The sequence below is a fragment of the Fulvivirga ulvae genome (assembly GCF_021389975.1).
Taxonomy (GTDB): Bacteria; Bacteroidota; Bacteroidia; order Cytophagales; family Cyclobacteriaceae; genus Fulvivirga; species Fulvivirga ulvae.
In genome coordinates this window covers 2746109-2772820 of record NZ_CP089981.1, presented here as the reverse complement: position 1 = coordinate 2772820, position 26712 = coordinate 2746109, and the positions used below count along the sequence as shown (strand labels likewise).

The following is a 26712-nucleotide window of genomic DNA, read 5'->3' as shown; positions in this document are numbered from 1 at the left end:
TCCGTATTGTTAATAAATAATTATTTATGGTCCGCAACCGGTACCTTCTGACCTCTGAGTATTCCGAATTTTTGCGTAGGATCAGGTAAATCCGAATTAACAAAGTGACGAAATTTAGCTCTGTGATTAGGATCATTTACTACTTCTTTCCATTCACATTTATAGGTACTTACCATGACTTTCATTTCTTCCTCAAGCTGCTCCCCTATGCCCAATGAGTCGTTGATCACCACATCTTTAAGGTAGTCAAGCCCTCCATCCATCTTATTCAACCATGTAGAGGTTCTGTTTAATGGTTCAGCTGTTTTTATATAGAACATCAAAAAGCGATCTAAATAGCGTATACAAGTTTCCGAATCAATATCTGTAGCCAGCAATTTAGCATGCTGGGGATTCGCGCCACCATTACCACATACATATAAGTTCCAACCTTTTTCCGTAGCTATAATCCCGAAGTCTTTACTTTGGGCCTCCGCACATTCCCGGCGACAACCGGAAACTGCGCCCTTTATTTTGTGCGGGGCCCTTAGTCCTTTGTATCTGTTTTCTACTTCTATGGCAAAAGACACGGAATCATGTAATCCATAGCGGCACCATGCGGAACCCACACAACTCTTTACCGTTCGTAACGCCTTTCCATAAGCATGGCCACTTTCAAATCCTGCCTCAATCAGCTCCTCCCAGATAGCGGGCAGTTGCTCTATGCCGGCGCCTAAAAGATCTATGCGCTGCCCACCTGTGATTTTAACATATAAGTCATATTTTTTTGCTACCTGCCCCAGTACTACCAGCTTTTCGGGAGTAATTTCCCCTCCGGGTACCCTTGGTATTACCGAATAGGAGCCACCTTTTTGAATATTTGCCAAAAATTTATCATTGGTGTCCTGAATAACCTCCTGCCTGGTGATCAGGTCATTCCAGATACTGGCAAACATGGAAGCCACAGCAGGCTTGCAGGTTTCACACCCGTCCCCTGCCCCAAACTGGTCAAGCAGTTCATCATATTCTTTTATGCCATTGATTTTTATCAGATCGAACAATTCCTGACGGGTATAATCAAAATGCTCGCAAAGCACTTTTCGTACCGTTTTGCCCATGGATTTCAGGGTTTCATTAAAGATATCAGCCACCATGGGGGAACACGCTCCGCATCCGGTACCTGCTTTGGTACAGGTGCGAACTTCGCCTATATTTTCAAGGCTCTGTTCTTTAATTGCATCAACTATTGCTACCTTTGTTACATTCTCGCATGAACATATCTGAGCATCATCAGGCAGATCCACAATAGCACCTCCGGGGGAATCTCCGCCACGGCCTCCTAATATCAAGTCTTCGGGTTGAGGCGGTAGTGCCAGGCCATTCTGCATTACCTGGCATAGCATGTTATAATCGCTGGCATCTCCCACTAAAATACCTCCCAATAGCCTCTTACCATCAGGGGAAATATTGATTCTTTTGTAGCAGCCACCGCTTTTATTTTCGTAAGTGATCGGTAAGCATTCCGTGCGTTCTCCAAATGCGTCCCCAAAACTGGCCACATCAATTCCTATCAGTTTCAGTTTTGTAGACATATCGTTACCGGCAAATTTGCTCTCAGAAGCACCTGTTAGCTGGTTCACCACGACCTCAGCCATATTATATCCTGGTGCCACAAGCCCATAGATCTGATTATTATGTAAGGCTACTTCGCCAATGGCATAGATGTTCGGATCGCTGGTTTGCATCCGGTCATTAACGATAAGCCCTCCTCTTGCCCCTGTCTCCAGTCCGCATTTTCTCCCTAGTTCATCTCGAGGCACAATGCCACATGAAATTACCAGCATATCAGTTTCAAGAACACTCCCATCAGAAAACTCCAAGGCGTCAATCTTGCCATTTCCTCTAATAGCAGACGTATTTTTACTGAGGTGAATACCAATACCCAAGGCCTGAAGTTTCTCACTCAGCATCTGTGCACCTTGCTGATCCAACTGTCGTGGCATCAGTCTGGGAGCAAACTCAACAACATCAGCTTCCAAACCCATATCCATTAATGCCTTTGCAGCCTCTAACCCCAGCAAACCTCCCCCTAATACAGATGCTTTTTTGATTTTGGCGCCGTAGCTGATAATATTCTCCAGATCCTCAATAGTTCTATATACAAACACTCCGTTTTTATCCACTCCCTGTATAGGAGGAACCATAGCGCTGGATCCGGTGGCTATTATCAAAGTATCATAGTCGGCGTTGTGCCCGTGCATTGTATGTACGGTTTTATTCTGCCTGTCAATAGATACAACCAGCTCACCGATACGAAGATCAATTGCATTCGATTTGTACCAGTCCATACCGGCCATCACTAAACTATCCGCTGATTTTTCAGCAAAATATTCACTTAAATGTACCCGGTCATAGGCAGGAATATGCTCCTCCCCGAATACCGTAATCTCCATTTCCGAAGGTGCAGCTTTCTCACGAAGCTTTTCGCAAAACTTATAACCGACCATTCCATTTCCAATAACAACTACCTTTTTCATCTGGCTCTTGATTTTAAGGTTAGATGGATACCTGCGGTTCAATTTAAATGTCATAACATAAACTTAAGCGGAACATCACAGGGTCCAATCAATAATTAATTACGTAAAAATACGTAATTTAATATTTTAAAAACAAGATAAAATACGTACTTTTATTTTAATCAAAAATCATTACTACGCAAAAGTGTAAATAAATGGGAAAATTAATTTTGGTAGGTGCAGGGCCCGGAGACGCTGATTTGATAACCCTAAAGGGCCTTAAAGCACTAAAAAATGCAGATGTGGTTCTATATGATGCTTTGGCCAACAGCTCTCTGCTTGAGTATTGTAAAGAAAGTTGCATAAAAATTTACGTAGGAAAAAAAGCTGGCTTGCATCAGTATCAGCAAATCTATATCAATGCCATGATAGTGGATTATGCAACCCGTTATAATAACGTTGTTCGCCTGAAAGGGGGTGATCCGTTTGTGTTTGGACGTGGACATGAAGAACTGGAGCATGCTGAACAAAACGGGATCGAGGTAGAGGTAATTCCCGGCATTAGCAGCTCACTGGCAGTTCCAGCAACAAACCACATTCCTTTAACCAAGAGAGGTGTAAATGAAAGCTTTTGGGTAGTTACCGGAACCACCTCAAATGGCTCCTTTTCTAAAGACATGGCATATGCAGCCCGATCTTCAGCCACCGTAGTTATACTGATGGGAATGAAAAATCTCAAACTGATCACTGAACTTTTTAGCTATTACAGGGATGAATATGAACCTGTAGGGATCATACAGAACGGGACCCACAATAATCAGAAAGAAGTCTTTGGATACCTGGGAAATATAGTTAGCAGGGCAGAAGATTTGCAAATAAAGTCTCCGGCTATTATTATTATAGGACAGGTAGCAGCATTTAAAAGCCGCTCGGCAAAGTACAAAGGTATTAGCCTTATACCTGAAGTCCATTAAAAAATGTAACCATGACCAGATTTTTAAAGGTAATAGCAGCTATAGATGACATCAACAGGCAAGACCCAAGGCTAGAATTGCATAATGGAGAACATTTCCCAAAGGAATACCTGTACAGTTTGCGTATGAGCCAGATGTTGCAATTGTACGATAAAGATGCTGATGAACTACTAAAAATTGCCGCACACGGCCAGCATATCAAAAGATGGATTATACCCCGAAGTGACTACTCTATGGATCGTAAAGGTTATTTAAGCTGGCGAACACAACTTAAACTCATGCACGGGTCGTTGTTAAGAGATATCATGCAAACGCATGATTACCAGGAAAAAGACACTGAAAGTGTCGTAAATATGGTGATCAAGAAAAAATTAAAATCAGACGAGCCCACGAAAAAGCTTGAAGATGTTGTCTGCCTGGTTTTTTTACAATACTATTTCAAAGATTTCGCGACACAGCATCCAACTCAAAAGGTACTTGATATTCTCAGAAAAACCTGGAATAAAATGTCCGTTAAAGGGCGGGCATTAGCCATGGAGCTGGATATTTCAGATGACAGCAAGAAATTGATTTCAAAAGCCCTGACAGACAGCGATTAAACAGCATCGCGCAGCCTCACTGTATCTTTCAGAACTTCAAGATGCATTTTTCTGCCTAAAGGTATAGCCAAATTTCTGGCCTCATGCCCAACCGGAAAATTGTAGGCCACGGGTATGTCTAATTCTTCAAGATGAGCTGCTATTAAATCCAACACTGATTTGCCAAAAGGTATTTGTGTATCCTTCATCTGAGAGAAATCTCCGACAATAACCCCTGCAAGATTTCTCAATTTCCCTGACCTGCTCAGCTGCATAAACATACGATCAATTTTATACAAATACTCATCGATCTCTTCGAGTATAAGTATCTTTTTATCTGTATCAATTTCAGTGGGTGTGCCTAAGCTTTCCACAACCAAGGAGAGATTACCTCCCACTATCTCTGCTGTACAGGCTCCTTGCTTATTCTTAGCATTGAAAGCTATTTCGTAATCTACCATACCTTCAAACAGAAGCTGTCTGAGTGAAGAAAGTGACTGCTCCACTCCCATGTAATTATATTGTACAGGCATAAGGCCATGTATACTTTCTACTTTCTTGCGATTTAAGGCCAGGTGCAAAGCGGTAATATCACTGAACCCAATCACCCATTTTGGTTTACTAACGATATTACTAAGGTCCAGCTGATCAATAACACGTGTCATGCCATAACCTCCCCGCGCACAGAATATCGCTTTAATATCAGGATCATCTAACATTCGCTGCAAATCCTCCCTTCTTTCACTATCGGTTCCAGCAAAGTAACCTGCTTTGGCAAACAAAGCATCTCCCCTGATTACTTCCAGCCCCCATGAGCCGAAAATCTCAAAAGCTTTTTCCATTTGCATTTCAGTTATTACTCGTGAAGGAGCCACAACCCCCACTTTATCTCCTTTTCTTAATGATTCTGGTTGTTTATGCATACCACTAAAATAAAAAAGCCCTTCCAGTTTGGAAGGGCTTTCGCTCAATAGTATTTAATTTTATTAATTTGAAGAAGGGGTGATTCCCATTTTCTTCAATACAAGATCACTGATATCATATTTCTCATCAGCGTAAAGAACCACATCAATTCCTCCTACCTGACCGTTAAGTACATAAGCATATCCGTTTTCCTTTGCTACTGCTTCAATATTATTTCCCACTTTAGTATAAAGAGGCTGCATTAAGTCAGTTGATTTCTTTTGCATAGAGCTTTGTGCATCCTGCTGGAACTTCTGTATTCTTTGCTCGAGCTGTGCCAATTCCGTCTCCTTCTCCTGTCTTATGGCATCAACCATGGTAGCAGCACCTTGCTGATAGGCTTGCAACTTTTGTTGGTATTCCTGGTACTTAGCCTGTAGCTGGTTCTGCAACTGGGTGTTGTGGGCTTTTAGTTCAGACTCCACTTGCTTTGCTTCAGGCATTTCGCTCAAGATGTAATCTACATCAGCATAGGCAATTTTCAATGCAGACTGTGCCTGAACGGCCGCCAGACCAAAAAAAGTAAGTGCTATTACCGTTAATAATAATTTGTTTCTCATGGTATTTATTAATTAAACATTTTACTTAATTACATCATTCGGGTCACCAAGACCTAATTCCTCCAGCACATAGTCTGTATAATCGTGCCTGGGATCTGTATATATCATAACAAGATCTCCAGCCTTATCAAACATAATGGCCAGCCTTTGATCTTTGCATACTTTTTCAATAGCATCAAAAACCTTGTCCTGCACCGGCTTTACTAATTCTTTCTTTTTCAGAAAAAAGAGTCCTTCAAAACCGAATATCTTCTTTTGATATTCCTTCAGTTCATCCTCCCTTTTCTTTATCTCTGCCAAACGATCCTTCTTCATCTCCGCGGTAAGCAGAACCTCTTCCGCCTGCAGTTCATTATACATTGATTCTATTTTCCCTGACATCTCTTTTATCTCCTCTTGCCATCCCTTGGAAAGTTTATCAATCTCCTGCTGAGCCTCTTTATACTCAGGCATTTTGTTCAGCACATAGTCGGTATCAACATAGCCAAACTTTTGCCCATAAACATTAGCAATCGAAAATAGTGCCAGAAAAAAAACCAATATCTTTTTCATACTTTATCGTATTTGTTGACCAATCGTAAAATGGAACTGCGGCCCACTTCTTTCCGTCGCACCGGGCAGGGTATCAAATCCGTATCCCCAGTTAACACCGATCAACCCAAAAGCTGGCATGAAAATCCTTGCCCCAAAACCCGCAGACCTATAGTTTTCAAAAGGGTTAAACTCTTCGTATGAACCAAAGTTATTTCCTGCCTCTCCAAAGACAAAGCCATAAATAGTAGCTGCCTGACCCGTTGTAACAGGATATCTAAGTTCCATAGAGAATTTATTATAAACAATACCACCTCTTATTGCATTAACATCGGTACTGGTGTATGGTGGCGTAATAGAGTTATTCTCATATCCCCTCAAACCAATAACTTCAGTTCCCAATAAGAAGTTCTGCCCGGCCAAACCATCACCACCAACGTAGAAGCGCTCAAAAGGTCCGACGCCTGCCTCGTTAGAGTAAGAACCTATGTATCCAAAATTAGCTTTCGCTTCCAAAACCAGCTTACCAATTGGGTTCAGGTAGTACTGGGCATCAAACATCCATTTATGGTATTCGATCCACTTGTATTTCTCAGCGGCAGAAACATTATCATAATCAAGATTCCTCCAAAGAGAATAAGGGGGGGTAAATGTTGCACTTAATGATATACTCGATCCATTGGTAGGGTACATCGGGTTGTCAATACTATTTCTGGACAGGGTCGTGTTGAATGCAATACTATTGGCATTTCCGTCATCGAAGCCCAATCCTCTTGTTCCGTAATTATCTAACTCATAAACAAGGTAGGAAAGTGAATTGGTCAACGTAAAGTAATTATCAGGCCATTCCAGTCTTCGCCCAAGGCCAACCGTTACACCCTTAACGCTAAGGGAGGCATTAAAATCACCATAAGAAGGGAAGTACTCATTGCCATTTGATGCATCTCCATCTCTATCTTCAGCAACTCTTTGTCGCTGTATGGAATAGTTAAGGCTCACCGAGAGAGAATTAGGTTTCTTGCCTCCCAGCCATGGTTCTGTAAACGAGAATGAATAACTCTGATACTGACGGCCGGTTGCCTGAACTCGCATTGACAATCTTTGGCCATCACCAACGGGTATTGGAGTAAACTTACCTTTAAGCATATTGCGCAACGAGAAGTTGTTAAGCACAAGACCCAAAGTACCCACGAAACCTAACTGGCCTCCCCAACCTCCGGATAACTCAATCTGGTCACTTGATTTTTCAACAAGCTTCCACTCAATATCCACAGTACCATCCGCAGGGTTAGGTAGTGGGGTTGGCGAAATCTGCTCCGGATCAAAGTACCCCATTTGAGCTAAACGCTGTTGTGTCCTTATGATGTCAGTTCTGCTAAATTTCTGTCCGGGTATGGTATATAGCTCTCTGCGTATTACATGATCTCTGGTACGATCATTACCCGAAATAATAATATCTTTAATAGTTGCCTGTTCACCTTCATAGATTCTCATCTCTACATCAATAGAGTCTCCATTAACAGCAACCTCAACCGGAGTAACTCTAAAGAACAAATACCCATCGTCCATATAAAGGCCACTAATATCCGGCCCTTTAGGGTTAAAGGTTAGTTTTTGATCAATAAGCTCTTTGTTATAAACATCTCCTTTTTCTATTGCAAGTATCTTATCAAGTGTTTCACTTGTGTGGACGAAGTTTCCTGTCCATATGATATCCCCAAAATAATATTTGCGACCTTCATTTACCTTAATATCTATATTGATGGAGTTATCATCGTGGCGATAAACAGAGTCATAGACAATTTCTGCATCCCTGTAACCTTTTGAATTATAAAAAGCTATAATCGCATCTTTATCTACTTCATAGTCTGATTTAATAAACTTAGATGAGTTAAAGAAGTTGAGTTTAATATTATCATTGATAAATCCTTTCAGTTCTTCTCCTGAAACATCATAAGAAGAGTCAACAAAACTCTTTACATTGGATGGATTCACACCTATAACAAGCTCGGCAGCTCTTTTAAATAAAGAAAAACGAATCCTTTCATGAGTAGATTTCATTTTTTTCTTTATTCTGTTATCAGCGAATTCTTCGTTGCCAATTATATTAATTTTATTAATCTTAACCTTGGATTTGGGATTCACTACTATTTTAAGTTTCACTCCATCCCTGTTAACAGTGTCTTCCTGCTGAATAACTTTGACATCTGCATTCAGGAATCCCTTATTCACATAGTGGTTTTTCACGGTTAACTCCGTATTTCTAATGATGGCATCGGAAAGGATCCTCCCTCTGATCAGGTTAAGGTCCTCTCTAAGTTCAGACTCTCTACCCTTTTTCACACCCTCAAATGTAAAGCCGGTTAGCCTTGGCCTTTCGCTAAGTTCAATATTCAGATAAATCTGATCTTCTTCAATTCTGTCAATTGTTATACTAACATTACCGACTAGTCCGTGCTTCCAGAGTTTGCGAATAGCACCGCTAATGTCATCTCCCGGCACCTTGATTTTATCTCCCACCTTCAACCCTGAAAGCGAAATAAGTGCATTTTTATCTAATACTTTCAGTCCGGTAACTTCTATGCCTGCTATCACATATTCCTGCGGGTTAGAATAGTTTAGCCCACTATCATCCTGGACATTGCCTCTCTTTCTGAATTGGGCATTCAGAGAAGTGGCTATAAAAAAACAAAAAATCAAAAATACAGATACTCTTTTCATTAATCAGGATTTCACTTGTTCACTAATTCGACCAAACCTTCTTTCTCTCTTTTGATATGAAATAATCGCCTCATGCAGGTCTTCCTTCCTGAAATCGGGCCACAACTTTGTTGTAAAATATATTTCCGTATATGCGATTTGCCATAATAAAAAGTTACTGATGCGCATTTCTCCACTGGTTCGGATCAACAGCTCAGGATCAGGAATACCACTGGTTCCCAAATATGACTCAAAAACAGGGTTGTCAATATCTTCAACATCCACACTTCCCGATTTTACATCATTTGCCAAACGTTTAACTGCTTCCAATATTTCCCAACGGCCACTATAACTTAATGCTAGTACGAGGGTCAGCCCTTTATTGTTTTTGGTGAGTTCCATGGCCTCCATCAGCTCTTTTCTACATCCTTTTGGAAGTGTATCAATGTCACCTATGGTAGCTAACCTTACATCATTCTTCTGTAACGTCTTTAATTCCTTTTTAATTGTAGATACAAGTAATTGCATAAGTCCGGTGACTTCTTCTACAGGGCGCCCCCAGTTTTCGGTGGAGAAGGCATAGAGGGTCAGGTATTTTATACCTAGTTCAGCACAGCCTTCCGTAACATCCCGAACGGCTTTAATAGCATTCCTATGCCCGAAAATTCTGGCCGCACCTTTATTCTTAGCCCACCTTCCGTTACCATCCATTATGATGGCAATATGATGAGGCAATGAATCCATTATAATATTTTCATTAGATATAGACACAGGGATGCAAAATTAACCCGATTTATGTAAAAATGCTTATTTTATATCCCCTTTTTACCTTCTTCGGTAATTTTTCTTATACGGACTGGAGGGGCATGGTATGGTATAGAAAGAATAAGTGAGGCTTACTCCCATAAAATAGTATAAATCATTATCAAATTTATTTCCGTATTGATAATCCTTAATGGTTCCATCTCCACTACTTACGTTATCCAAATAATCAAAAAACGTTTTTCTGGCACCAAATTCCGCACCTAGATACCATTTTGGGTTAAGCACATACTTAAAGCCAAAACCAAATGGTACAGCCGGTTGTACATTACTATACTCTTCTGGCTTTTCAGATTCTCCGGAAACACCAAATATTGCAAACCCACCAAAGAAGTAAGGGGTCCAGCGAAGGAGTGTTGATTCATCTCTCCACTTCAGAAAGTGATATTCAAAAACTGTTGACGCCTCAAATAAAAAAATGTCAAAACTATGATCTCTGTTCTCAGCAAATGGGTCTATAGGAGTTTTCTCATCACTACCTGCCAGTTTTCCGGCTGTAGCAGCAATCCTAAAACTCACAGCCTTACTGATGTTTGATCTAAAAAAGACAGTACCTGCCGGCTTAATGGACTTCAGGTTAATGCCCCTGGATAAATCTCCGGAATACTTAAAGCCCCCTAACCCGAAGCCTATTTCCGTTTCCTGAGCCATAGCTTTATTGAATACAATCAGCCATATAAATACAAAAACGGGAAAGCATAGAAGTGCTTTCCCCGAAATATTTAAAATATTGTGCTTCATATTATCTGAATTTCGCTCTTCTAAATGTAGCCCCTATTATAAATGCTACTTTAATAGACGTAACGAAATAAAGGTCGTTTTCATTTTTGTTGCCCCGAACATTTTCCGGATGTTCAAAACCATAGCCGGCTATTTTAGACTCTCCGTTTATAGTTACTCTGTTATTGTATATCTCTTGAATGTTAGGATTATCAAGCGCTCTCGGCTCATTGGACACTGATGCTTTATCCTCCTGAGAAAGGTCTGCCATCAGTCTTGCAAGCTCATTATCGCCAAATACTCCGGGATCAACATAATTCTGACTAACATCATCCAGGTAATCAGTGAATGTATATCGTACACCACTTTCGAATGACAGATCCAGCACCTGATTCAATCTATAGCGAATACCAATACCCAAAGGGATAGCGAATTGAAATTTGCTGTAAGGCTCTATTCCTGCATTAGCGGCAGTTGGATCCAGATCTGCATATTGACCTTCTGTGCCCAGGGGTTCCAAATCTACCCAGGTGCCTGCTTCAGGCAATCCACTACCTTCAGGCACAAAAGCCTGGGGATTATGATGGAAAATTGATAAACCTGCATAGGCATATGGAGTCCATTGAACCCTGCTTATGTACGATGACTCATTTTTAAAAAGGTCAAACATGGCCACCACAGTCAGCTCTTTTATCCTATTGCGGAAGTGCAGATTACGAATATACCTGAATTTTGCATCTTCATCATTGGGATCAGCCGACTCAAAATCATCTCCTCTGATGGTACCATACGTAAATGATGCCCTGAGTGTATAAAACGGACCAAATCTATGTCCCCAAAAAACTCCAATGCCCGGACGGGTAAAAGACACATCAGTACTTGCCTTATTGGATAAAGGTGCTAAATCACCGAAGTAGTTAAATGCATTTACTGAAACACCCAGGTAGTTGTAGCGCTTTTCCTTACCAAACCATGTTTTCTTACCTCTGAAATTTGAGATCCTCTTATTGTTTTTTCGTATTTGCTTTCTTTTAATCTGTCCATAAACAGAATCCATCCCTGCAAAGAGAATCATGAAACATATCAAGCCGACAAAAATTCTTTTCATTTCAAAGCATTTAGCAAGTCTAATAGTAAGTAATACTAGAAATCAGACAAAAGTAAACATTAATTTTACAAACAAAAAATCAGTTTCTTACATCGAGTCCCCAATTCAGTTTTTGTCGTAGAGTTTTAAAATAGTTATTCTCTTTCAATTTTACCAGCTTCGCTTTAAAATCTTCTTTAACTACTTTAAGTCTTACTGAATCATCTACAACTTCAAATCTTGAATCGAGTGATATAAGAAAGTTCTTGCTTCTACCTTCAATGGTAAAAGATAATTCTGAGTCATCAGGCACAACAATCGGCCTGACTGTAAGGTTATGGGGGCTTACTGGTGTAATTATAAAATTATTAGACTGTGGAAGCACCAGCGGTCCTCCACAACTTATGTTATAGCCTGTAGATCCCGTAGGGGTTGATACTATGATTCCGTCGGCCCAATAAGAGTTAAGGAACTCACCGTTAATGTAGGCATGTACAACTATCATAGAAGATGTGTCTTTCTTCAGGATCGTAAAGTCATTTAATGCAAAATTAAGTCCGTTAAAAAGTCCATCAGATTTCAGCTGTATCAGCGTGCGTCGGTCAAAATCATAATTCGATGCAAAAAGACAATCTATGGCATTGCTAACATCCTGCTTTGCCGTAGTGGCAAGAAATCCAAGTCTGCCAGTGTTTATTCCCAGCAGTGGCACTTCTGTTTTTCCTACGTGAGTCAAAGCTTCCAACAAAGTACCGTCTCCCCCTAAAGTTAGCATAAAATCCAGATAGTCCAGATTATCCTTTTCCCCGTAGGTTGAAACATCCCCGGTTTCAATGTGGTTTTTCTTCAAATGATCTATAAAGACTTCGGAGACAATAACCTCAGCCTTGCGCTTATTGAGCTCCCGAAAAACCTCTTTTATGTAAGGGACTGTCTCTTTATCAAACTCCTTGCCGTGAATGCCAAACTTCATATATCAAATGTCGAGATACTTTAAGAGCATGTCGATCTTGCCCTTTTCTTCATCAAGTACCTTGGTTTCCTGAAATCTTGCAATAAGTTTATATCCAAACCTCTCAAGCGTAGCCACTATGGGGGTAAGGTCAAGTCTGTTAACTTTTAAGGTTAACTTTAGCTTGGACGGATCCAGCTCATCTTCTTTTATGCTACTGCTAAGAATTTTTGCGTTGTTCTCTTCAATTAATCTGCTGATCTCTGCCAAAGAATAGTCAATCTGATTCATAGACAATACCAGTATACCACCCGGAATCTGAATGGCCGCCGACTGTGCGAAGGAAGTTATGGTATCCTGTACTGTTATAACGCCGATGTACTTTTCCTGATTATCCAATACACCAACCATTTGCACGCTATTATCCGAAGCTATTTTAATAACATCATAAAAGTGAGAACTACCATAGACAACACACCGCTTGGCGATAAGATCAAAGTCTGAGATGCTTTTTTCCGCATCATTGGCCTCAAGTATCAAATCTTCAGATACAAGGCCAAGAAACTTTTCATTCTCCACTACCGGCAGTTGATTGCACCGCAATTCTTCCATCCAGAGTCTTGCTTTCTTAGCTGAATCCTTTGGTTTCAATGGCGGGATCATATGGTTAATCAACTCCTCAGCTATCATCACGTTTAGCATCTAAAAATTTATTTAGTATATCATTAAATTTTTCAGGGTGTTCCATCATTGGCGCGTGACAGCATTTGTCTATAAAATGAAGCTCAGAATTTGGAATAAGTTTATTGAATTCATGCGCCACCATTGGTGGAGTTATTGTATCATTAAGTCCCCAAACAAGTAATGTAGGTTGTTGTATTTTTTGTATTTCCTTTGCCATATTATGTCGTTGAGCTGATTTGGCAATAGCTACAATCCTCAAACACTTAGGAATACTTTTTGTTGTCTCAAACACTTCATCCACCAACTCCTTTGTTGCCGTTGCCGGATCATAAAAAGTATATGCTACTCTTTCCTTTATGTAATCATAGCTGCCCCGTTTGGGGAAAGAGCCTCCCATAGAGTTTTCAAATAGCCCTGAGCTACCGGTCAGGACAAGGCTTTTTACCTTTGCGGGATTACTAAGCGTATATATTAACCCTACATGCCCCCCTAAAGAGTTCCCAATCAATGTCATATTGTTAAGATTCTTTAAGGACACAAATTTTTCCAGAAAACTTTTTAACCCTTCCAGCCCGGCCTGCTTCAATGGCATATCATAAATAGGGAGCAGCGGTATGACTACGCGATATTTTCCCTTAAAACTATTGACTACACCTTCCCAATTACTCAGTGCACCAAACAAACCGTGAAGTAACAACAATACTTCACCTGAGCCTTCATCGATATACTTAAATTCTTTTTCTTCTCTTATAGTTAGAGCCATATTTGTGTTAATGTGCTTGCTACAAAGTAAACAAAATTGAGCAATTATACTGCTATCTGATTATAAGTTAGCCAATTTTTTAAAATATCTAACCCGTATTCTGTCAAAGCAGCTTCGGGGTGAAATTGAACACCCCATATTGGCAATTCTTTGTGTCTTAATGCCATGATTTCCCCGTCGTATGAACGGGCTATAACTTTTAAATCTCCTACATTTTCATGTTCAACGATCAGAGAATTATACCGCACCACATTTATGCTTTTGGGCATACTTCTGAAAATAACATCTTCCTCCAGTGCGACTTTTGAAATCTTGCCGTGCATGGGTTTGGTTGCTTTGATAAGCCGGGCTCCAAAAAATTCACCTATGGCCTGATGGCCGAGGCAAATACCAAGTACAGGCAGCTTGTTATGGTAGTATTTTAAAACTTCCATAAGGTTACCAGCCTTTTCAGGAATCTCTGGTCCCGGAGATAAGACTATTCCCTGATAGTTGCCGGAAATGATATCCTTTATTCCCACATTGTTGCGTATCACTTCGCACTTTATACCCAGTTGCTGAAAGTAATCAACAAGGTTATAGGTAAAGGAGTCAAAATTATCAAGAAGTAGGATCACCCTGCAACATATTTTTTATGGTATCGAACAGATCATGAGCAAACGGGACCAAGGCCGAAAAATGTTCCACCACTGCCGGGGCAAAAGGCAAAATATAGGGGTATAACCACGATTCTTCGGTGTAGAGATGAGGGATCTCCATTCCAAATGAACTACTCAACCACAGTATTATGCTTATACCAAATGCCCATTTTACTACCGAAAGAATGGCTCCCGCCAGGTTATCAATAGATCCAAGCAAGGTCATATCAACCACCTTTTTAACGAGTTTTCCCAGAAGGTTAACCAGCAAAATGATTAATATAAAAATGAGAACAAATGCCACATATGGCAGCAGTTCACCGCTTATATCGAAATGCTGATCAAGCAAGTCCATACCCCAATGGAGAAGCTTAAAACCTCCGATTATCGCCAGAATAAAAGCCAAGATGGCAATTACCTCGAGTAAAAACCCTTTTTTAAATCCACGGTATGCACCAAAGGCCAATGCCACAAGCAAGATAATATCAAGCGTATTCAATTATTTAGTCAAAAGTTCTTTAACAATACCGGAAATCACTTTGCCGTCAGCTTTACCCGCAAGGTCCTTAGTAGCAACTCCCATTACCTTTCCCATATCCTGAGGACCAGCAGCCTTAACAGTGTCAATGATTTTTTTCAACTCCTCCCTGATTTCCTCCTCAGACAACTGCTTCGGTAAAAACCTATTAATTACTTCTAACTCGAAAAGTTCCTTGTCTGCAAGATCGTTACGGCCTTCCTTCAGATACAGGTCAGCCGAATCCTTTCTTTGCTTTGCTGCCTTGGTTAATAATTTAAGCTCTGCATCCTCAGCAAGGGCAGTTCCTGCACTTTTTTCAGTTTCTGCCAGCAATATCGCTGATTTAATTGATCTCAATGCTGTTAGCTCATCCTTCTTTTTAGCAAGCATTGCTTTTTTTATCTCCTGATCAATTGTTTCTTTCAGACCCATATGGTTAGTGTTTAAATTTCAATTTGTTAATTTGCAATAAATGATAGCAAAGTTATAAATATTCAAAAAAGGAATGACCCGGTTAAGTGTAAATATCAACAAATTCGCCACCCTGAGAAATGCAAGAGGAGGTAACAACCCCGACGTAATCAAAGTAGCACTTGATTGCGAAAGGTTTGGAGCACAGGGAATTACCGTTCATCCAAGGCCTGATGAGAGACATATCAGGTATAATGATGTTGTTGAGCTGGCAAAAGTAGTAACTACTGAGTTTAACATTGAAGGGTATCCTGATGACCGCTACATGGAGCTTGTAAAAAAGGTAAAGCCTGCTCAGGCTACTCTTGTTCCTGATGGACCGGACGTATTAACCTCGAATGCGGGATGGGATACTATTAAAAATGGATCATTTTTAACAGAAATTATTTCAGATCTAAAAAAAGATGGGATTCGAACTTCAATTTTTGTAGACCCTATACAAAAAATGATTGAAGGAGCCGCTAAAATTGAAACTGATAGGATAGAACTCTACACTGAGGCATACGCGCGAGGCTACCATAGTAATAAAGAAGCTGCCATTGCTCCTTACCTTAAAGCCGCTGATCTCGCAAAAAACCTGGATCTTGGTTTAAATGCCGGTCATGACCTTGACCTCGATAACCTATCTTATCTGAAAGAAAATATCACGTATCTCGATGAAGTATCTATAGGTCATGCGTTGATTTGCGATGCGATATACTACGGCCTTGAAAATGTCATTCAACTGTATTTAAGGCAATTAGGCCATTACCGATAAGATAGCGGAATTTAAAGCTTATAGCATCTAATGACCTGAAACGACATATCTACCATGGACAGACTCGAATGGTTCATCTTTGGTCAGAGTTTTCTCAGTTTTACCCGACGAACTCGAAGAAATAAGCCGGATGTTCAACGGTTAAGGCCCGCGAGCCGGGCCTCTAGTGTCAGAGTGGAGTAAAAAAGCAGGAAGAGGATCTTTTAAATATCCTCTTCGTTATGCTCTTCATCTTTAACAACGGTTCCCAAGCCCGAAATATTTGTATTTACTTCCTGTGGGTTTCCGCGATAACTTATTCCTCCAACACCGCTAACCGTAGCTTCAAGTTTTTCCTTAACTGTGACTGCAGCTCCCCCGACGCCGCTGATATCCACTTTACTTTTTTGGCTTATCAGGTCATATGCTTCCAATCCTCCGGCACCACTCATTTGAATGTTTTGTTCCGTTACATTACCTGCAAGCTCCACAGCGCCTGCACCGGAAATATTAATTTTGAGTGCCTTTAACTCTACTTCAAGATCAATAATACCCGCACCGGACATTTCCAGACGGAGGTAATCCCCTGAAATTACATTCTCACTTTTTATCACAGCAGCTCCACTGGTGTTGATTGCCATAAGTTTTACATAATCAATATAAAGCTTGATTCCTTCTTCACTTTTCAATGTTACTTCATTTGAAATTTCAAGTACATCGCCCTGCTGATCTATTTTTATAAACTCGTGCAGATTTTCATCCGCAACAATGGTAAGTCCCGGCTTTTCCGCTTTCTTTAGAAATACTTTATAATTCCCACCTATTTCTATCTCCTTAAAATCATCAATCTCCTTCTGTTGAGAAGTTATACGGCCATTGCCTCGCTCCTGTCTGTAATCATCGCAGTTAGACAAAAACAGGAAACTGAAAATTGCAAAAATGTATATGGCTGGTTTTTTCATGGTTTGTTGTGTTTCGGCTAAAATTAAAAAAATTGTTTCTTAATCGGAATCACCTCTTACAATATTGGTTATATCTCACACATACACTATTTTTGAGCTTCCATTTTCACACCTCTATAAATAATATTATGCAAAGAGATACGCTTATATTTGATCTGATCAACAAAGAAAAGCAAAGACAACAATCCGGGATTGAATTAATTGCTTCAGAAAATTTCACATCACCTCAGGTAATGGAAGCCATGGGCAGTGTGCTTACTAATAAATACGCCGAAGGCTTGCCCGGCAAAAGATATTATGGAGGTTGCGAGGTTGTGGATGAAGTTGAGCAATTAGCTATTGACCGTGCAAAAAAATTATTTGGCGCTACCTGGGTCAACGTACAGCCTCACTCGGGGGCACAGGCTAATGCCGCAGTTATGCTGGCCACACTTAACCCGGGAGATAAAATTTTAGGTTTCGACCTTTCTCATGGTGGCCACCTAACACACGGTTCCCCGGTTAACTTCTCAGGGAAACTATACCAGCCTACCTTTTATGGTGTGGATAAAGAAACCGGCCTTATAGATTGGGATAAAGTAGCTGAAACTGCAAGAAAGGAAAAACCCAAAATGATCATCTGCGGTGCTTCTGCGTATAGCCGTGACTGGGATTATGAAAGCCTGAGAAATACTGCTGACGAAGTAGGTGCTTTGTTGCTTGCAGATATTTCGCACCCATCAGGTCTTATCGCCAGGGGTTTACTTAACGACCCTCTAGAGTATTGCCATATCGTAACCACCACTACGCATAAAACCCTTCGCGGACCGCGCGGTGGTATGATCATGATTGGCGAAAATTTTGATAACCCGTGGGGACTTAAAACGCCGAAAGGTGAGGTTAGAAAAATATCATCACTTCTTGACTCCGGTGTATTCCCGGGAACCCAGGGTGGTCCTCTTGAGCATGTTATAGCTGCAAAGGCTGTTGCATATGAAGAAGCACTTAGCGAGGAATATCTCAACTACGTAGTGCAAGTGAGCAAAAACGCCAAGATAATGGCCAGGCAATTTGTAGATAAGGGATACAAAGTAATCTCAGACGGTACAGACAATCATATGATGCTCATCGACCTGCGATCCAAGGATATGACTGGTAAACTGGCTGAAAATACATTGATTAAAGCTGATATTACCATCAACAAAAACATGGTTCCTTTTGACGACCAGTCTCCCTTTGTTACCTCAGGTATGCGCCTGGGTACAGCAGCGGTTACTACCAGGGGCATGAAAGAGGATGATATGGTGAAAATAGTTGATTTCATCGACAGGGTTTTGATGAATCATAGTAATGATGATGAAATCAGTACTGTTAAAACTGAGATCAACAACTGGATGAATAGTTTTCCTCTTTATAAAGAACAAGTTTCTGCAGTTTAAAACGTGACAAAACATCTGGATCAAGGGGTAGAGAAAGAGATGTCTTTTATAGATCATCTCGAGGAGCTGAGGTGGCATCTTATCAGGTCATTGATTGCTATTTTTGCAATTACAATCGTTGCTTTTATCTCAGTGGACTTTGTTTTTAATACAGTCATACTTGGGCCTGCCAAGCCAGACTTCTGGACATTCAGGATGCTATGCAAGCTGGGCGACCTGATCAACTCTTCAGCACTTTGTATTGAGGATATACCTTTTAAGATCCAAAGCAGGCAAATGACGGGGCAATTTACTATGCATATTACCTCGTCATTTGTCATTGGTATAATTGTAGCTTTCCCTTATGCTTTCTGGGAATTCTGGAAGTTCATCAGCCCCGGATTGCATATGAACGAACGCTCTGTAAGCAGAGGCGCTGTGTTTTCAGTCACCGTCCTTTTTACATTGGGCATCATGTTCGGTTACTATATTATGGCCCCTCTGTCTGTTAACTTTCTAGCCAACTACCAGGTCAGTGAGTTGATATATAATGAGTTTGATATTACCTCCTATGTAGGCACTGTAACTACTCTTGTACTTGGAAGCGGTATATTATTTCAACTACCAATCGTAGTTTATTTCCTTTCAAAGATAGGTATTGTTACACCGGCTCTGATGAAGGCCTACAGGAAACATTCCATAGTTGTCATACTTATTTTAGGTGCTATGCTGACACCACCTGACCCTTTAAGCCAGATATTGATAGCGTTTCCGTTGTATGGACTCTATGAATTCAGTATCTTGATATCAAGTTCAGTCCTCCGAAAGCAGCGCAAAAAAGAACTATTAGAGGAGAAAAAATATACACAATCATGAGTAAAATAGCTATCGGCGGAGACCATGCCGGATACGAATATAAAAGCAAATTAGTTGCGTGGCTGGAATCAAAAGGCCATACTGTAAAAGATTTTGGCACCCATAATGCCGATTCAGTTGACTACCCTGATTTTGCCCACCCTGTATCTTCTGCTGTAGAAAGTAAGGAGTATGATCGTGGTGTACTTGTCTGTGGCAGCGCCAATGGCGTAGCTATGGCAGCTAACAAACATCAGGGTGTACGTGCGGCAATATGCTGGCAAACAGAGCTTGCTGAATTGGCCAGGCTACACAACGATGCCAACATAATATGCATCCCTTCAAGGTTTGTGAACTATGACCTCGTAGAGCAGATGACGGAGGTTTTTCTTTCGACTCCTTTCGAAGGTGGAAGGCATCAGAAAAGAGTGGACAAAATAGGCTGCTAACCTTACTTCAGAATATAAATATTGCCAGCCCTTTTATCGTATCTGGATTTCAGGGCTGGTAACTTTTCAAATACCGGAGACATTACTCCATGCTTATCAATAATGACCTCAGGAAAGTCACCTGAAAATCCTTTTTGGAGAATAGTAAGGTTGTCATAATATTCCGGGTTCCTGAACAACTCTTCGGACAACTGCCAGTTGAGAAAAGGGGTGGCAGGATAGGCGTTTAAATAGGGAGCCATATCATAATCCAGCACCAGTATACGCTTATCAACATATTTATCTACCTTTCTCACCAAATAATCGTCATAGTGCAGCAATTTGGCACTGTAGAAGAAATCAAAAAATGTACCGAGATTGAAAAGTATAACAGAAGCAAAAAGAACCTGAAAAGCAATTTCGGCCATCCACCTTTTCTTTATCAGCAATAAATAATGACTTAGAAAAAAGGCCGCCGATGGAACAAAAACCATAAAAGTATTAGGCGCAAATACTCCACTCAAGAAAACGAAACCAATGGAAAATATAATCCAGACAAACATCACCTGGGTCAGCCTTACCTGGTAGTTAGTAAACCTGGCGCGCTGATTAATCCTTACAAAAGCCAGAATGAGCAGAAATATAGGGACTGAAAATAGAATAAGGATCTCTCTGAACGACATATACTGCTCAACTTCGTAGTTCAGCAGGGGATCGAGAAAATTGTAAATGAAAACGGTCAACCGCCCTTTAAGCAGGAAATAGCATGCAGCAAGCATCATAGGTATGGAAAACCCAAAAAGTATTAAGATATAGCGCCGCGCCACCGTACCAGTGAATATGCCAAATACAAGCAATGCAGCAAAACCAAAAATGATATTGGGGAGATAAAATAAGTATGCAATGCCCAAATAGAGGCCAATATTCAATATCATTTCATCCTGCTTGGCCCTGAATTCAATGTGGTTAAAGATATTATTCAGTGCAAGTAATAGAAATGTAGTACCCATCAAAACCGGCGTGAGTGTAATAAAGTCGAAAAAGAAGGACATTAACAAGCCATAGATGAGGCCGGGAATATAGGTGTTTTCGTTGTAAGCTTTGTTAAGCAACAGCAAACGATTGAACACCAGGCACTGAAATGCCACAAGCACCAACGCTATTATCTGATACGCCAATTGTGAACGTCCGAAAAGGAAATCAATTACCATATATACCGAGGCGGACAGTGGGGCAATGTTATCCCAGACACCTTCGTAAAGCGTAGCGCCATCATTAAGCATTTCACCTACCAGCATATAATTGAGTTCAGGAAGGGTAAGAGCATGATCATTAAGCATGATCGGCAGTCGGAATGCCAAAAGCACCAAAAATATAATGATCAGCCTGTATGGATCGTTTATTCTAAAGTAGTTTAACAAGATTCATCCGGTTTTATGGGGTGCACGAAATTAAGCGAATCTTAAGATAACATGGCCATTATCAATGGCTAAATTGAAATTATGATGCCTCATTTAAATTGATACCACGATTTGTGCTTCACTTAAACTTACCAAACCCGTTCAAAATAGATCGCTCTACAGTTGAAAATTAGCTTACACAAGTAAAAAAAGTAAATTTAATCGGATATTTGCAACTATGAATGAAAGTAAAAGACAGCAAAAATTTTCGAAGTTAATCCAGCGTGATCTTAGCGACATATTTCAGAAAGATAAGATGGGTATTTTTGCTAATACATTTGTTACGGTGGCCGATGTTACCATAAGCCCCGACCTGAGCATAGCTAAAGTATACCTCTCGATGCTTATGGTGAAAGACAAGGAATCTATGCTTGATAAAATAGGTCAACACAAAAGCGAAATAAGAAGAGATTTGGGAAATAAAATCGGCAAGCAGGTAAGAATAGTACCCCAACTAAATTTTTACATAGATGAGGTCGAGGAAAAGGCTCAGAAAATTGACAAATTGATTGATGACTTAAACATTCCGCCTGAAGATAAGGAGGGCGAAAACGAATAATTTTTGAACCTGCCTCTTTTCATAGCGCGGAAATATTTCTTTTCGAAAAGAAAAAGAAACTTCATCAATGTGATCTCTGTCATATCGATGTTGATTGTAGCCATATGTACAGCTGCATTAATCATTGTGCTATCCGTTTTTAACGGTCTCGAAGGCCTGTTGAGGTCGTTATATGGCTCATTCGACCCTCAGATCAAAATTGAAGCCGTAAAAGGCAAGTCGTTTATCTTTTCTGACAGCCTGTCTCTGGCTATCAAAAGTGTGGAAGGGGTTGGTATCGTAACAGAAGTCATAGAAGATTACGCATATGTAAAGTATCGAGATGCTGACATGGTAGCCACTATAAAAGGAGTTAGCGAAAACTTTCTGGAACAAAAACGTATTGATACAGCCATTGTCAGTGGTGAGTTGAAGTTGCGAGAAAATGACATCAACTATGCTATAATAGGCCGTGGTGTACAGTATAATCTGTCCATAATGCCAGGCAGTGATATATACCCGCTTCAGGTCCATTATATAAAAGATGTGAAGCCGGGAAGCATAGACATCAGCAACCTTTACAGCCGCCGGAATATTTTGCCGGGTAGCGTTTTTGCAATAGAGAAAAATTACGATGAAAACTACATATTCGTGCCTCTCGAATTTGCCCGCGACCTGCTTGACTACGGCAACAAGCGCACTTCACTTGAAATAAAGGTTAAAGCTGGCTATAAAATTCATACTGTGGAGCAACATTTATCCGAAAAGTTGGGTATTGGCTTTAAAGTTTTAGATAATGAGGAGCAACATGCGGATCTGTATAAGCTGCTAAACCTTGAAAAGCTCTTTGTATTTATCGCCTTCTCCTTTATTATGGCGGTGGGTTCTATTAATATTTTCTTTGCCCTGACTATGCTGGCCATAGACAAAAAGAAGGATATATCAATATTATACGCCATGGGAGCAGGCAATCGCCTAATTCGAAGCATCTTTGTTTCCGAAGGGGCGATTATTTCTCTTGGTGGTGCTGCTTTAGGCTTAGTACTGGGTGGCCTGATCTGCTGGCTTCAGCAAACTTTTGGTATTGTTTCAATGGGAATGGAAACCTCTGTTCTGGAAAATTATCCCGTCGAAATGAAAGTTACTGATTTCATTTACACGTCCCTCAGTCTCATCTTTATTACCCTGATAATTTCCTATCGACCGGCAGTAATTGCCACCAGATATAACTCTCTCGAAAACCTGTGATGTGCAAGTTTTCTAACGAAATATTAACGTATTAATAACATAAATAACGCTTTCCGCGTTATAGACCATTGATCCGTAGAAAAAATTCTTTTACCGGCCATGTTAGATATTGATCGATTTAGAATAAAAAAACCTCTATAAAATGATGTTTTTTTCTTAATTTGCGGGTTCTGTTTGTATACTAAAAATGAAAATATCAGCAGCCCAACCATTTCAAATCATATACTCGTTATATGAGCACGAATATCTTGGATATATATTCGAGTCATTCGTGGTGCATCTTGACGACAAAGGCAAACTAACGTTACAACACCAAAACATCTCTTCTAAAAACGCGAAGGAATTTGCTTCCCGATTGGATAATACAGATTATGAGCTTATAGAGTTGATGGATCAAATGCAGCAGGAAGCCGTCATCAAGCATTTCAATAAAAAGAATGTTAAACCGGAAGAATTTTTCCCAAAGGTATATGACAATGGCAAAAACAATGACATTCTAAAAACAGAGATAGAAAACTACCTCGAAAGGAGAAGATCCAAAATACTTGAGAGAATTCAGGGCAAATGGCTGTATGAAATGGGCAATGACGGAGAGCCTGCCTGGAAAAAAATTGAAGTACTGGAGCAAAAAGCGACTGTACTGTTTCACTTTAGAAGAAACGAAGAGAATACGCACTATTTCCCAACCATTAAGTATAATGGCGAAAAGATAGATTTTCAATACAAGGGTGCTTACATCATTTGCAAAAGTCCGGCATGGATGGTGCTTGAAGGCAAGTTATACTCCTTCGAAAAAGATGTCGATGGCAAAAAATTAGCCCCATTCCTTAATAAGAAATTTATAGTAATCCCTAAAAACGTAGAGGAAACTTACTACAATAAGTTTGTTGCTCCGCTTATCGCGTCCTTTGACGTTTATGCCAAAGGCTTCGAGATCAACAGCGAACGCTACAATCCTATCCCTATACTTACTATTTCGGAGCTGGCAGGAAGTGGCACGAGTATGTCTCTATTTGGTGAAAATGGTAATGGTCAGGCCACCGAAGAAAACGAGAAAATCCTGCTGGAGCTATCTTTTCAATACGGTCCTTTTAAATTCAAGGCAAGTAATATAGGGCCTGTGAGCGTATCTGTTGATAAACAAGGAGACAGCTATACTTTCCATAGGGTGACCCGTAAACTGGATGACGAAAAAGAGATCATTCAATTTATGACAAATTCGGGGCTTCCGGTACGAAATTCAAAAGCTGCAATATCAAAAACTACAGCTTTTGCATGGTTAGATGAATACAGAGAAGAACTGGAGCTCCGCAAATTTATTATAGATCAAAAGGGTCGGTCATCCAAGAAGTACTTTATTGGTGAGTATAAAATCAGCGTTGAAGTAAGGGAAAATATTGACTGGTTTGATATTCATGCCGTAATACAGTTTGGAGACTACGAAATCTCATTTAAAGAGCTTCGTAAGTTAATAAGCAAGAAGAAGCTTGAAGTGGAGCTTCCAAATGGCGAGATTGCTGTAATACCGGAGTCGTGGCTCAATGAATACTCAGAGCTGTTTGCGTTCTCTGAAGAAGATGAAAACGGCGATCCTAAGCTTAAAAAGCACCACCTTGCTTTGGTTCAGGATCTGGAAAATGGCAACCTGGCCAAAGTTACCATGAGCAAAAAGCTCGAATCGCTGAAAGGTTTCGAGACTATCGAAGATGCGCCTATACCCAAAAACTTTAAAGGGAAGCTGCGTCCATATCAGCTTGCCGGCTATAACTGGTTGCATTTTCTTAATCAATATAAGTTCGGAGGCTGCCTTGCCGATGACATGGGTCTCGGTAAAACTGTACAGACCCTGACTATGTTGTTGTCGCAGAAAGAATCCGGGGCACAGGGTGCTTCTCTGCTTATTATGCCTACTTCGTTGGTTTATAACTGGGAAGCGGAGGCTAAGAAGTTTACACCAAAGCTAAAGGTGTTCACTTACACGGGTACCAACAGAGATAAAAATCCGGAGAAATTTGCCAAGTATGATGTTATCATTACATCGTATGGTATAGTAAGGCTCGATATTGACCTGCTTACGGATTATTACTTCAATTATGTAATTCTGGACGAGTCCCAGGCTATAAAGAACCCTGCATCCAACATAGCAAAAGCAGTAAGACAGCTTAACTCTCGCAGCAGGTTGATCCTTACCGGTACCCCTTTGGAAAACAGCACCATGGACCTATGGTCTCAGATGAACTTTATTAACCCCGGGCTTCTGGGCTCACAATCTTTCTTTAAAAATGAATTTCTCAACCCTATTGAGAAAAAGAATGATGAGGAAAAAACCAGGAAGCTTAATGCTATTATTAAACCTTTCATTCTACGCAGACACAAGTCTCAGGTAGCCACCGAGCTTCCTGAAAAGGTAGAAAACGTTCAGTATAGCGACCTTACTCCTGCCCAGGAAAAAGAATATGACAAGGTAAAATCTTACTATAGAAATAAGATCCTTGAAAACATTGAAATGCAAGGGCTTAATAAGTCGCAATTGCTTTTACTTCAGGGCCTTACCAAACTCCGCCAAATTGCAAATCACCCTAAAATGGTAGATCTGGAATATAACGGAGACTCTGGTAAAATGCAGGATGTGATACTGAAATTAGACAATGCTATTCGTGATGATCATAAAATTCTGATTTTCAGTCAGTTTGTTAAGCACCTGTCTATCCTGGCTGAGCATCTTAAAGAAAAGAATATTGATTTTGCTTACCTTGATGGATCTACAAAAGACAGACAAGCGCAAGTAGAGCGTTTCCAAAATGAATCTACACTGAAGGTATTCCTGATTTCTTTAAAGGCCGGTGGACTTGGTCTAAACCTTACCAAGGCAGATTATGTCTTTATTCTTGACCCTTGGTGGAACCCGGCTATTGAAGCTCAGGCTGTTGACCGGGCTCACCGTATCGGTCAGGAAAATAAGGTGTTTACCTATAAATTTATCTCCAAAAATACGGTAGAGGAAAAAATACTGGCACTTCAAAAACATAAACGAAAACTAGCCAGTGAGTTGATTACAACTGAGGAAAGCTTTGTGAAGAGTTTGTCCAAAGAGGACATCGAATCTCTACTCTCCTAAGGTATAAGCGGTAGTGGATTTAAGCACGGACATGGCAAAAGAGCTATGGATGGTAGCTACCCCTTCAATTACCGAGAGTTTTTTGACGGTAAACTCCTGGTAGGCATTCATATCTTTGACGGCTACCTTGAGTATATAGTCATATTCGCCTGCCAGGTGAAAACATTCAAGAATCTCTGGTATATTGAGTATTCGTTTTTCAAAAACCTGGAGGTTGGGTAATGAATGCTTTTCAAGTTTTACCATACAAAATGCAATAAGCTCCCTGCCGATTTTTTCACGGTCGAGTATAGCCACATATTTTTGAATAACACCTGTTCTTTCGAGTCTTTTGATACGCTCGTAAACAGGTGTTACTGTGAGATTTAATTCAGATGCCAGCTCCTTATGCTTCATTTTGCCATCGCGTTGAAGCAGACTCAGGAGCTTTAAGTCCAGTTCGTCCAGTTTAAGAAAAGATATATTTTCCATAAAAAACAAAAGCTTAACGCCGCAACAGAAATATAATCTAC

26 protein-coding genes are annotated in these 26712 nt (G+C 40.3%); 9 read left to right on the top strand and 17 right to left on the bottom strand.

Features of this window, described 5'->3' with window-relative positions; all coding sequences use genetic code 11:
* Positions 1 to 20: 20 nt before the first annotated feature.
* The gene (gene nirB, locus LVD17_RS11520) at positions 21 to 2516 is read right to left on the bottom strand and encodes a nitrite reductase large subunit NirB (protein ID WP_233766903.1); all 2496 of its coding nucleotides are present in this window, start codon (positions 2514 to 2516) and stop codon (positions 21 to 23) included.
* Positions 2517 to 2710: 194 nt separating this feature from the next.
* On the opposite strand from nirB, the gene cobA reads away from it, so the two are divergent.
* Positions 2711 to 3469 carry a uroporphyrinogen-III C-methyltransferase gene (gene cobA / locus LVD17_RS11515; protein WP_233766901.1) on the top strand — a complete coding sequence of 253 codons (759 nt, stop codon included), beginning with the start codon at positions 2711 to 2713 and terminating at the stop codon, positions 3467 to 3469.
* Positions 3470 to 3480: 11 nt separating this feature from the next.
* Entirely contained in the window at positions 3481 to 4068 is a 588-nt protein-coding gene (locus tag LVD17_RS11510) for a DUF4202 domain-containing protein (RefSeq protein WP_233766899.1), read from the top strand.
* Here LVD17_RS11510 and LVD17_RS11505 read toward each other — a convergent pair.
* From LVD17_RS11505 to LVD17_RS11445, 13 genes are all read right to left on the bottom strand, one after another.
* Complete coding sequence (locus tag LVD17_RS11505; RefSeq protein ID WP_233766898.1) at positions 4065 to 5018, bottom strand: S66 peptidase family protein; 954 nt, start codon at positions 5016 to 5018, stop codon at positions 4065 to 4067. The genes LVD17_RS11510 and LVD17_RS11505 overlap by 4 nt on opposite strands.
* A gap of 15 nt (positions 5019 to 5033) precedes the next feature.
* Positions 5034 to 5570, bottom strand: a complete 537-nt coding sequence (locus LVD17_RS11500) for an OmpH/Skp family outer membrane protein (protein ID WP_233766897.1) — start codon at positions 5568 to 5570, stop codon at positions 5034 to 5036.
* Positions 5571 to 5591: 21 nt separating this feature from the next.
* Positions 5592 to 6122: an OmpH/Skp family outer membrane protein gene (locus LVD17_RS11495; RefSeq protein WP_233766896.1), complete on the bottom strand. Its 531-nt coding sequence runs from the start codon at positions 6120 to 6122 to the stop codon at positions 5592 to 5594.
* A gap of 3 nt (positions 6123 to 6125) precedes the next feature.
* Positions 6126 to 8822 carry a BamA/OMP85 family outer membrane protein gene (locus tag LVD17_RS11490; protein ID WP_233766895.1) on the bottom strand — a complete coding sequence of 899 codons (2697 nt, stop codon included), beginning with the start codon at positions 8820 to 8822 and terminating at the stop codon, positions 6126 to 6128.
* Positions 8823 to 8825: 3 nt separating this feature from the next.
* A complete protein-coding gene (uppS, locus tag LVD17_RS11485) occupies positions 8826 to 9572 on the bottom strand; it encodes an undecaprenyl pyrophosphate synthase (protein WP_255702583.1) in 747 nt (248 codons plus the stop codon).
* Between the two features lie 54 nt (positions 9573 to 9626).
* Positions 9627 to 10364 carry a type IX secretion system protein PorG gene (gene porG / locus LVD17_RS11480; protein WP_233766894.1) on the bottom strand — a complete coding sequence of 246 codons (738 nt, stop codon included), beginning with the start codon at positions 10362 to 10364 and terminating at the stop codon, positions 9627 to 9629.
* Position 10365: 1 nt separating this feature from the next.
* Positions 10366 to 11451, bottom strand: a complete 1086-nt coding sequence (locus LVD17_RS11475) for a DUF6089 family protein (RefSeq protein ID WP_233766892.1) — start codon at positions 11449 to 11451, stop codon at positions 10366 to 10368.
* 79 nt (positions 11452 to 11530) lie between these two features.
* Positions 11531 to 12403: an NAD kinase gene (locus tag LVD17_RS11470; RefSeq protein WP_233766890.1), complete on the bottom strand. Its 873-nt coding sequence runs from the start codon at positions 12401 to 12403 to the stop codon at positions 11531 to 11533.
* A 3-nt stretch (positions 12404 to 12406) separates the two neighbouring features.
* Entirely contained in the window at positions 12407 to 13084 is a 678-nt protein-coding gene (locus LVD17_RS11465; protein ID WP_233766889.1) for a CBS domain-containing protein, read from the bottom strand.
* Entirely contained in the window at positions 13062 to 13829 is a 768-nt protein-coding gene (locus LVD17_RS11460) for an alpha/beta fold hydrolase (protein ID WP_233766887.1), read from the bottom strand. Before LVD17_RS11460 ends, LVD17_RS11465 begins: the two co-directional genes overlap by 23 nt.
* Before the next feature lie 44 nt (positions 13830 to 13873).
* Positions 13874 to 14446, bottom strand: coding sequence for an anthranilate synthase component II (locus LVD17_RS11455; RefSeq protein WP_233766886.1), 573 nt, complete (start codon positions 14444 to 14446; stop codon positions 13874 to 13876).
* Complete coding sequence (locus LVD17_RS11450; RefSeq protein WP_233766885.1) at positions 14430 to 14966, bottom strand: CvpA family protein; 537 nt, start codon at positions 14964 to 14966, stop codon at positions 14430 to 14432. The genes LVD17_RS11455 and LVD17_RS11450 overlap by 17 nt, the downstream gene beginning before the upstream one ends.
* Positions 14967 to 15419 (bottom strand): GatB/YqeY domain-containing protein, encoded by a 453-nt coding sequence (locus LVD17_RS11445; protein ID WP_233766883.1) that lies wholly within the window; start codon positions 15417 to 15419, stop codon positions 14967 to 14969.
* A 73-nt stretch (positions 15420 to 15492) separates the two neighbouring features.
* Between LVD17_RS11445 and LVD17_RS11440 the strand changes: the two genes are divergently transcribed.
* The gene (locus LVD17_RS11440) at positions 15493 to 16215 is read left to right on the top strand and encodes a pyridoxine 5'-phosphate synthase (RefSeq protein WP_233766881.1); all 723 of its coding nucleotides are present in this window, start codon (positions 15493 to 15495) and stop codon (positions 16213 to 16215) included.
* 203 nt (positions 16216 to 16418) lie between these two features.
* Here the strand turns inward: LVD17_RS11440 and LVD17_RS11435 are convergent, their stop codons facing one another.
* Positions 16419 to 17156 (bottom strand): head GIN domain-containing protein, encoded by a 738-nt coding sequence (locus LVD17_RS11435; protein ID WP_233766879.1) that lies wholly within the window; start codon positions 17154 to 17156, stop codon positions 16419 to 16421.
* 128 nt (positions 17157 to 17284) lie between these two features.
* Between LVD17_RS11435 and glyA the strand changes: the two genes are divergently transcribed.
* The 3 genes from glyA to rpiB are packed head-to-tail and all read left to right on the top strand — an operon-like array spanning position 17285 to position 19857.
* Entirely contained in the window at positions 17285 to 18574 is a 1290-nt protein-coding gene (gene glyA / locus LVD17_RS11430; RefSeq protein ID WP_233766877.1) for a serine hydroxymethyltransferase, read from the top strand.
* A gap of 39 nt (positions 18575 to 18613) precedes the next feature.
* Positions 18614 to 19429, top strand: a complete 816-nt coding sequence (tatC, locus tag LVD17_RS11425; protein ID WP_233767952.1) for a twin-arginine translocase subunit TatC — start codon at positions 18614 to 18616, stop codon at positions 19427 to 19429.
* A complete protein-coding gene (rpiB, locus tag LVD17_RS11420; protein WP_233766876.1) occupies positions 19426 to 19857 on the top strand; it encodes a ribose 5-phosphate isomerase B in 432 nt (143 codons plus the stop codon). The genes tatC and rpiB overlap by 4 nt, the downstream gene beginning before the upstream one ends.
* 2 nt (positions 19858 to 19859) lie before the next feature.
* Here rpiB and LVD17_RS11415 read toward each other — a convergent pair whose 3' ends face one another.
* A complete protein-coding gene (locus LVD17_RS11415; protein ID WP_233766875.1) occupies positions 19860 to 21257 on the bottom strand; it encodes a hypothetical protein in 1398 nt (465 codons plus the stop codon).
* 217 nt (positions 21258 to 21474) lie between these two features.
* Between LVD17_RS11415 and rbfA the strand changes: the two genes are divergently transcribed.
* The 3 genes from rbfA to LVD17_RS11400 all read left to right on the top strand — a co-directional run bounded on the left by rbfA (position 21475) and on the right by LVD17_RS11400 (position 26200).
* On the top strand, positions 21475 to 21855 hold the full coding sequence (rbfA, locus tag LVD17_RS11410) for a 30S ribosome-binding factor RbfA (RefSeq protein ID WP_233766873.1): 381 nt from the start codon (positions 21475 to 21477) through the stop codon (positions 21853 to 21855).
* 3 nt (positions 21856 to 21858) lie between these two features.
* Complete coding sequence (locus tag LVD17_RS11405) at positions 21859 to 23082, top strand: FtsX-like permease family protein (protein ID WP_233766871.1); 1224 nt, start codon at positions 21859 to 21861, stop codon at positions 23080 to 23082.
* A gap of 187 nt (positions 23083 to 23269) precedes the next feature.
* Entirely contained in the window at positions 23270 to 26200 is a 2931-nt protein-coding gene (locus LVD17_RS11400) for a DEAD/DEAH box helicase (protein WP_233766870.1), read from the top strand.
* Here the strand turns inward: LVD17_RS11400 and LVD17_RS11395 are convergent.
* On the bottom strand, positions 26189 to 26671 hold the full coding sequence (locus LVD17_RS11395) for an Lrp/AsnC family transcriptional regulator (RefSeq protein WP_233766868.1): 483 nt from the start codon (positions 26669 to 26671) through the stop codon (positions 26189 to 26191). The two genes, LVD17_RS11400 and LVD17_RS11395, sit on opposite strands and share 12 nt — an antisense overlap.
* Between the last annotated feature and the right edge of the window lie 41 nt (positions 26672 to 26712).

Coding starts and splice junctions, on each gene's coding strand:
- nirB (WP_233766903.1), bottom strand. CDS start 2,516: ATGAAAAAGGTAGTTGTTATTGGAAATGGAATGGTCGGTTATAAGTTT.
- cobA (WP_233766901.1), top strand. CDS start 2,711: ATGGGAAAATTAATTTTGGTAGGTGCAGGGCCCGGAGACGCTGATTTG.
- LVD17_RS11510 (WP_233766899.1), top strand. CDS start 3,481: ATGACCAGATTTTTAAAGGTAATAGCAGCTATAGATGACATCAACAGG.
- LVD17_RS11500 (WP_233766897.1), bottom strand. CDS start 5,570: ATGAGAAACAAATTATTATTAACGGTAATAGCACTTACTTTTTTTGGT.
- LVD17_RS11495 (WP_233766896.1), bottom strand. CDS start 6,122: ATGAAAAAGATATTGGTTTTTTTTCTGGCACTATTTTCGATTGCTAAT.
- LVD17_RS11490 (WP_233766895.1), bottom strand. CDS start 8,822: ATGAAAAGAGTATCTGTATTTTTGATTTTTTGTTTTTTTATAGCCACT.
- porG (WP_233766894.1), bottom strand. CDS start 10,364: ATGAAGCACAATATTTTAAATATTTCGGGGAAAGCACTTCTATGCTTT.
- LVD17_RS11475 (WP_233766892.1), bottom strand. CDS start 11,451: ATGAAAAGAATTTTTGTCGGCTTGATATGTTTCATGATTCTCTTTGCA.
- LVD17_RS11470 (WP_233766890.1), bottom strand. CDS start 12,403: ATGAAGTTTGGCATTCACGGCAAGGAGTTTGATAAAGAGACAGTCCCT.
- LVD17_RS11465 (WP_233766889.1), bottom strand. CDS start 13,084: ATGCTAAACGTGATGATAGCTGAGGAGTTGATTAACCATATGATCCCG.
- LVD17_RS11460 (WP_233766887.1), bottom strand. CDS start 13,829: ATGGCTCTAACTATAAGAGAAGAAAAAGAATTTAAGTATATCGATGAA.
- LVD17_RS11445 (WP_233766883.1), bottom strand. CDS start 15,419: ATGGGTCTGAAAGAAACAATTGATCAGGAGATAAAAAAAGCAATGCTT.
- LVD17_RS11440 (WP_233766881.1), top strand. CDS start 15,493: ATGACCCGGTTAAGTGTAAATATCAACAAATTCGCCACCCTGAGAAAT.
- LVD17_RS11435 (WP_233766879.1), bottom strand. CDS start 17,156: ATGAAAAAACCAGCCATATACATTTTTGCAATTTTCAGTTTCCTGTTT.
- glyA (WP_233766877.1), top strand. CDS start 17,285: ATGCAAAGAGATACGCTTATATTTGATCTGATCAACAAAGAAAAGCAA.
- tatC (WP_233767952.1), top strand. CDS start 18,614: ATGTCTTTTATAGATCATCTCGAGGAGCTGAGGTGGCATCTTATCAGG.
- rpiB (WP_233766876.1), top strand. CDS start 19,426: ATGAGTAAAATAGCTATCGGCGGAGACCATGCCGGATACGAATATAAA.
- rbfA (WP_233766873.1), top strand. CDS start 21,475: ATGAATGAAAGTAAAAGACAGCAAAAATTTTCGAAGTTAATCCAGCGT.
- LVD17_RS11400 (WP_233766870.1), top strand. CDS start 23,270: ATGAAAATATCAGCAGCCCAACCATTTCAAATCATATACTCGTTATAT.
- LVD17_RS11395 (WP_233766868.1), bottom strand. CDS start 26,671: ATGGAAAATATATCTTTTCTTAAACTGGACGAACTGGACTTAAAGCTC.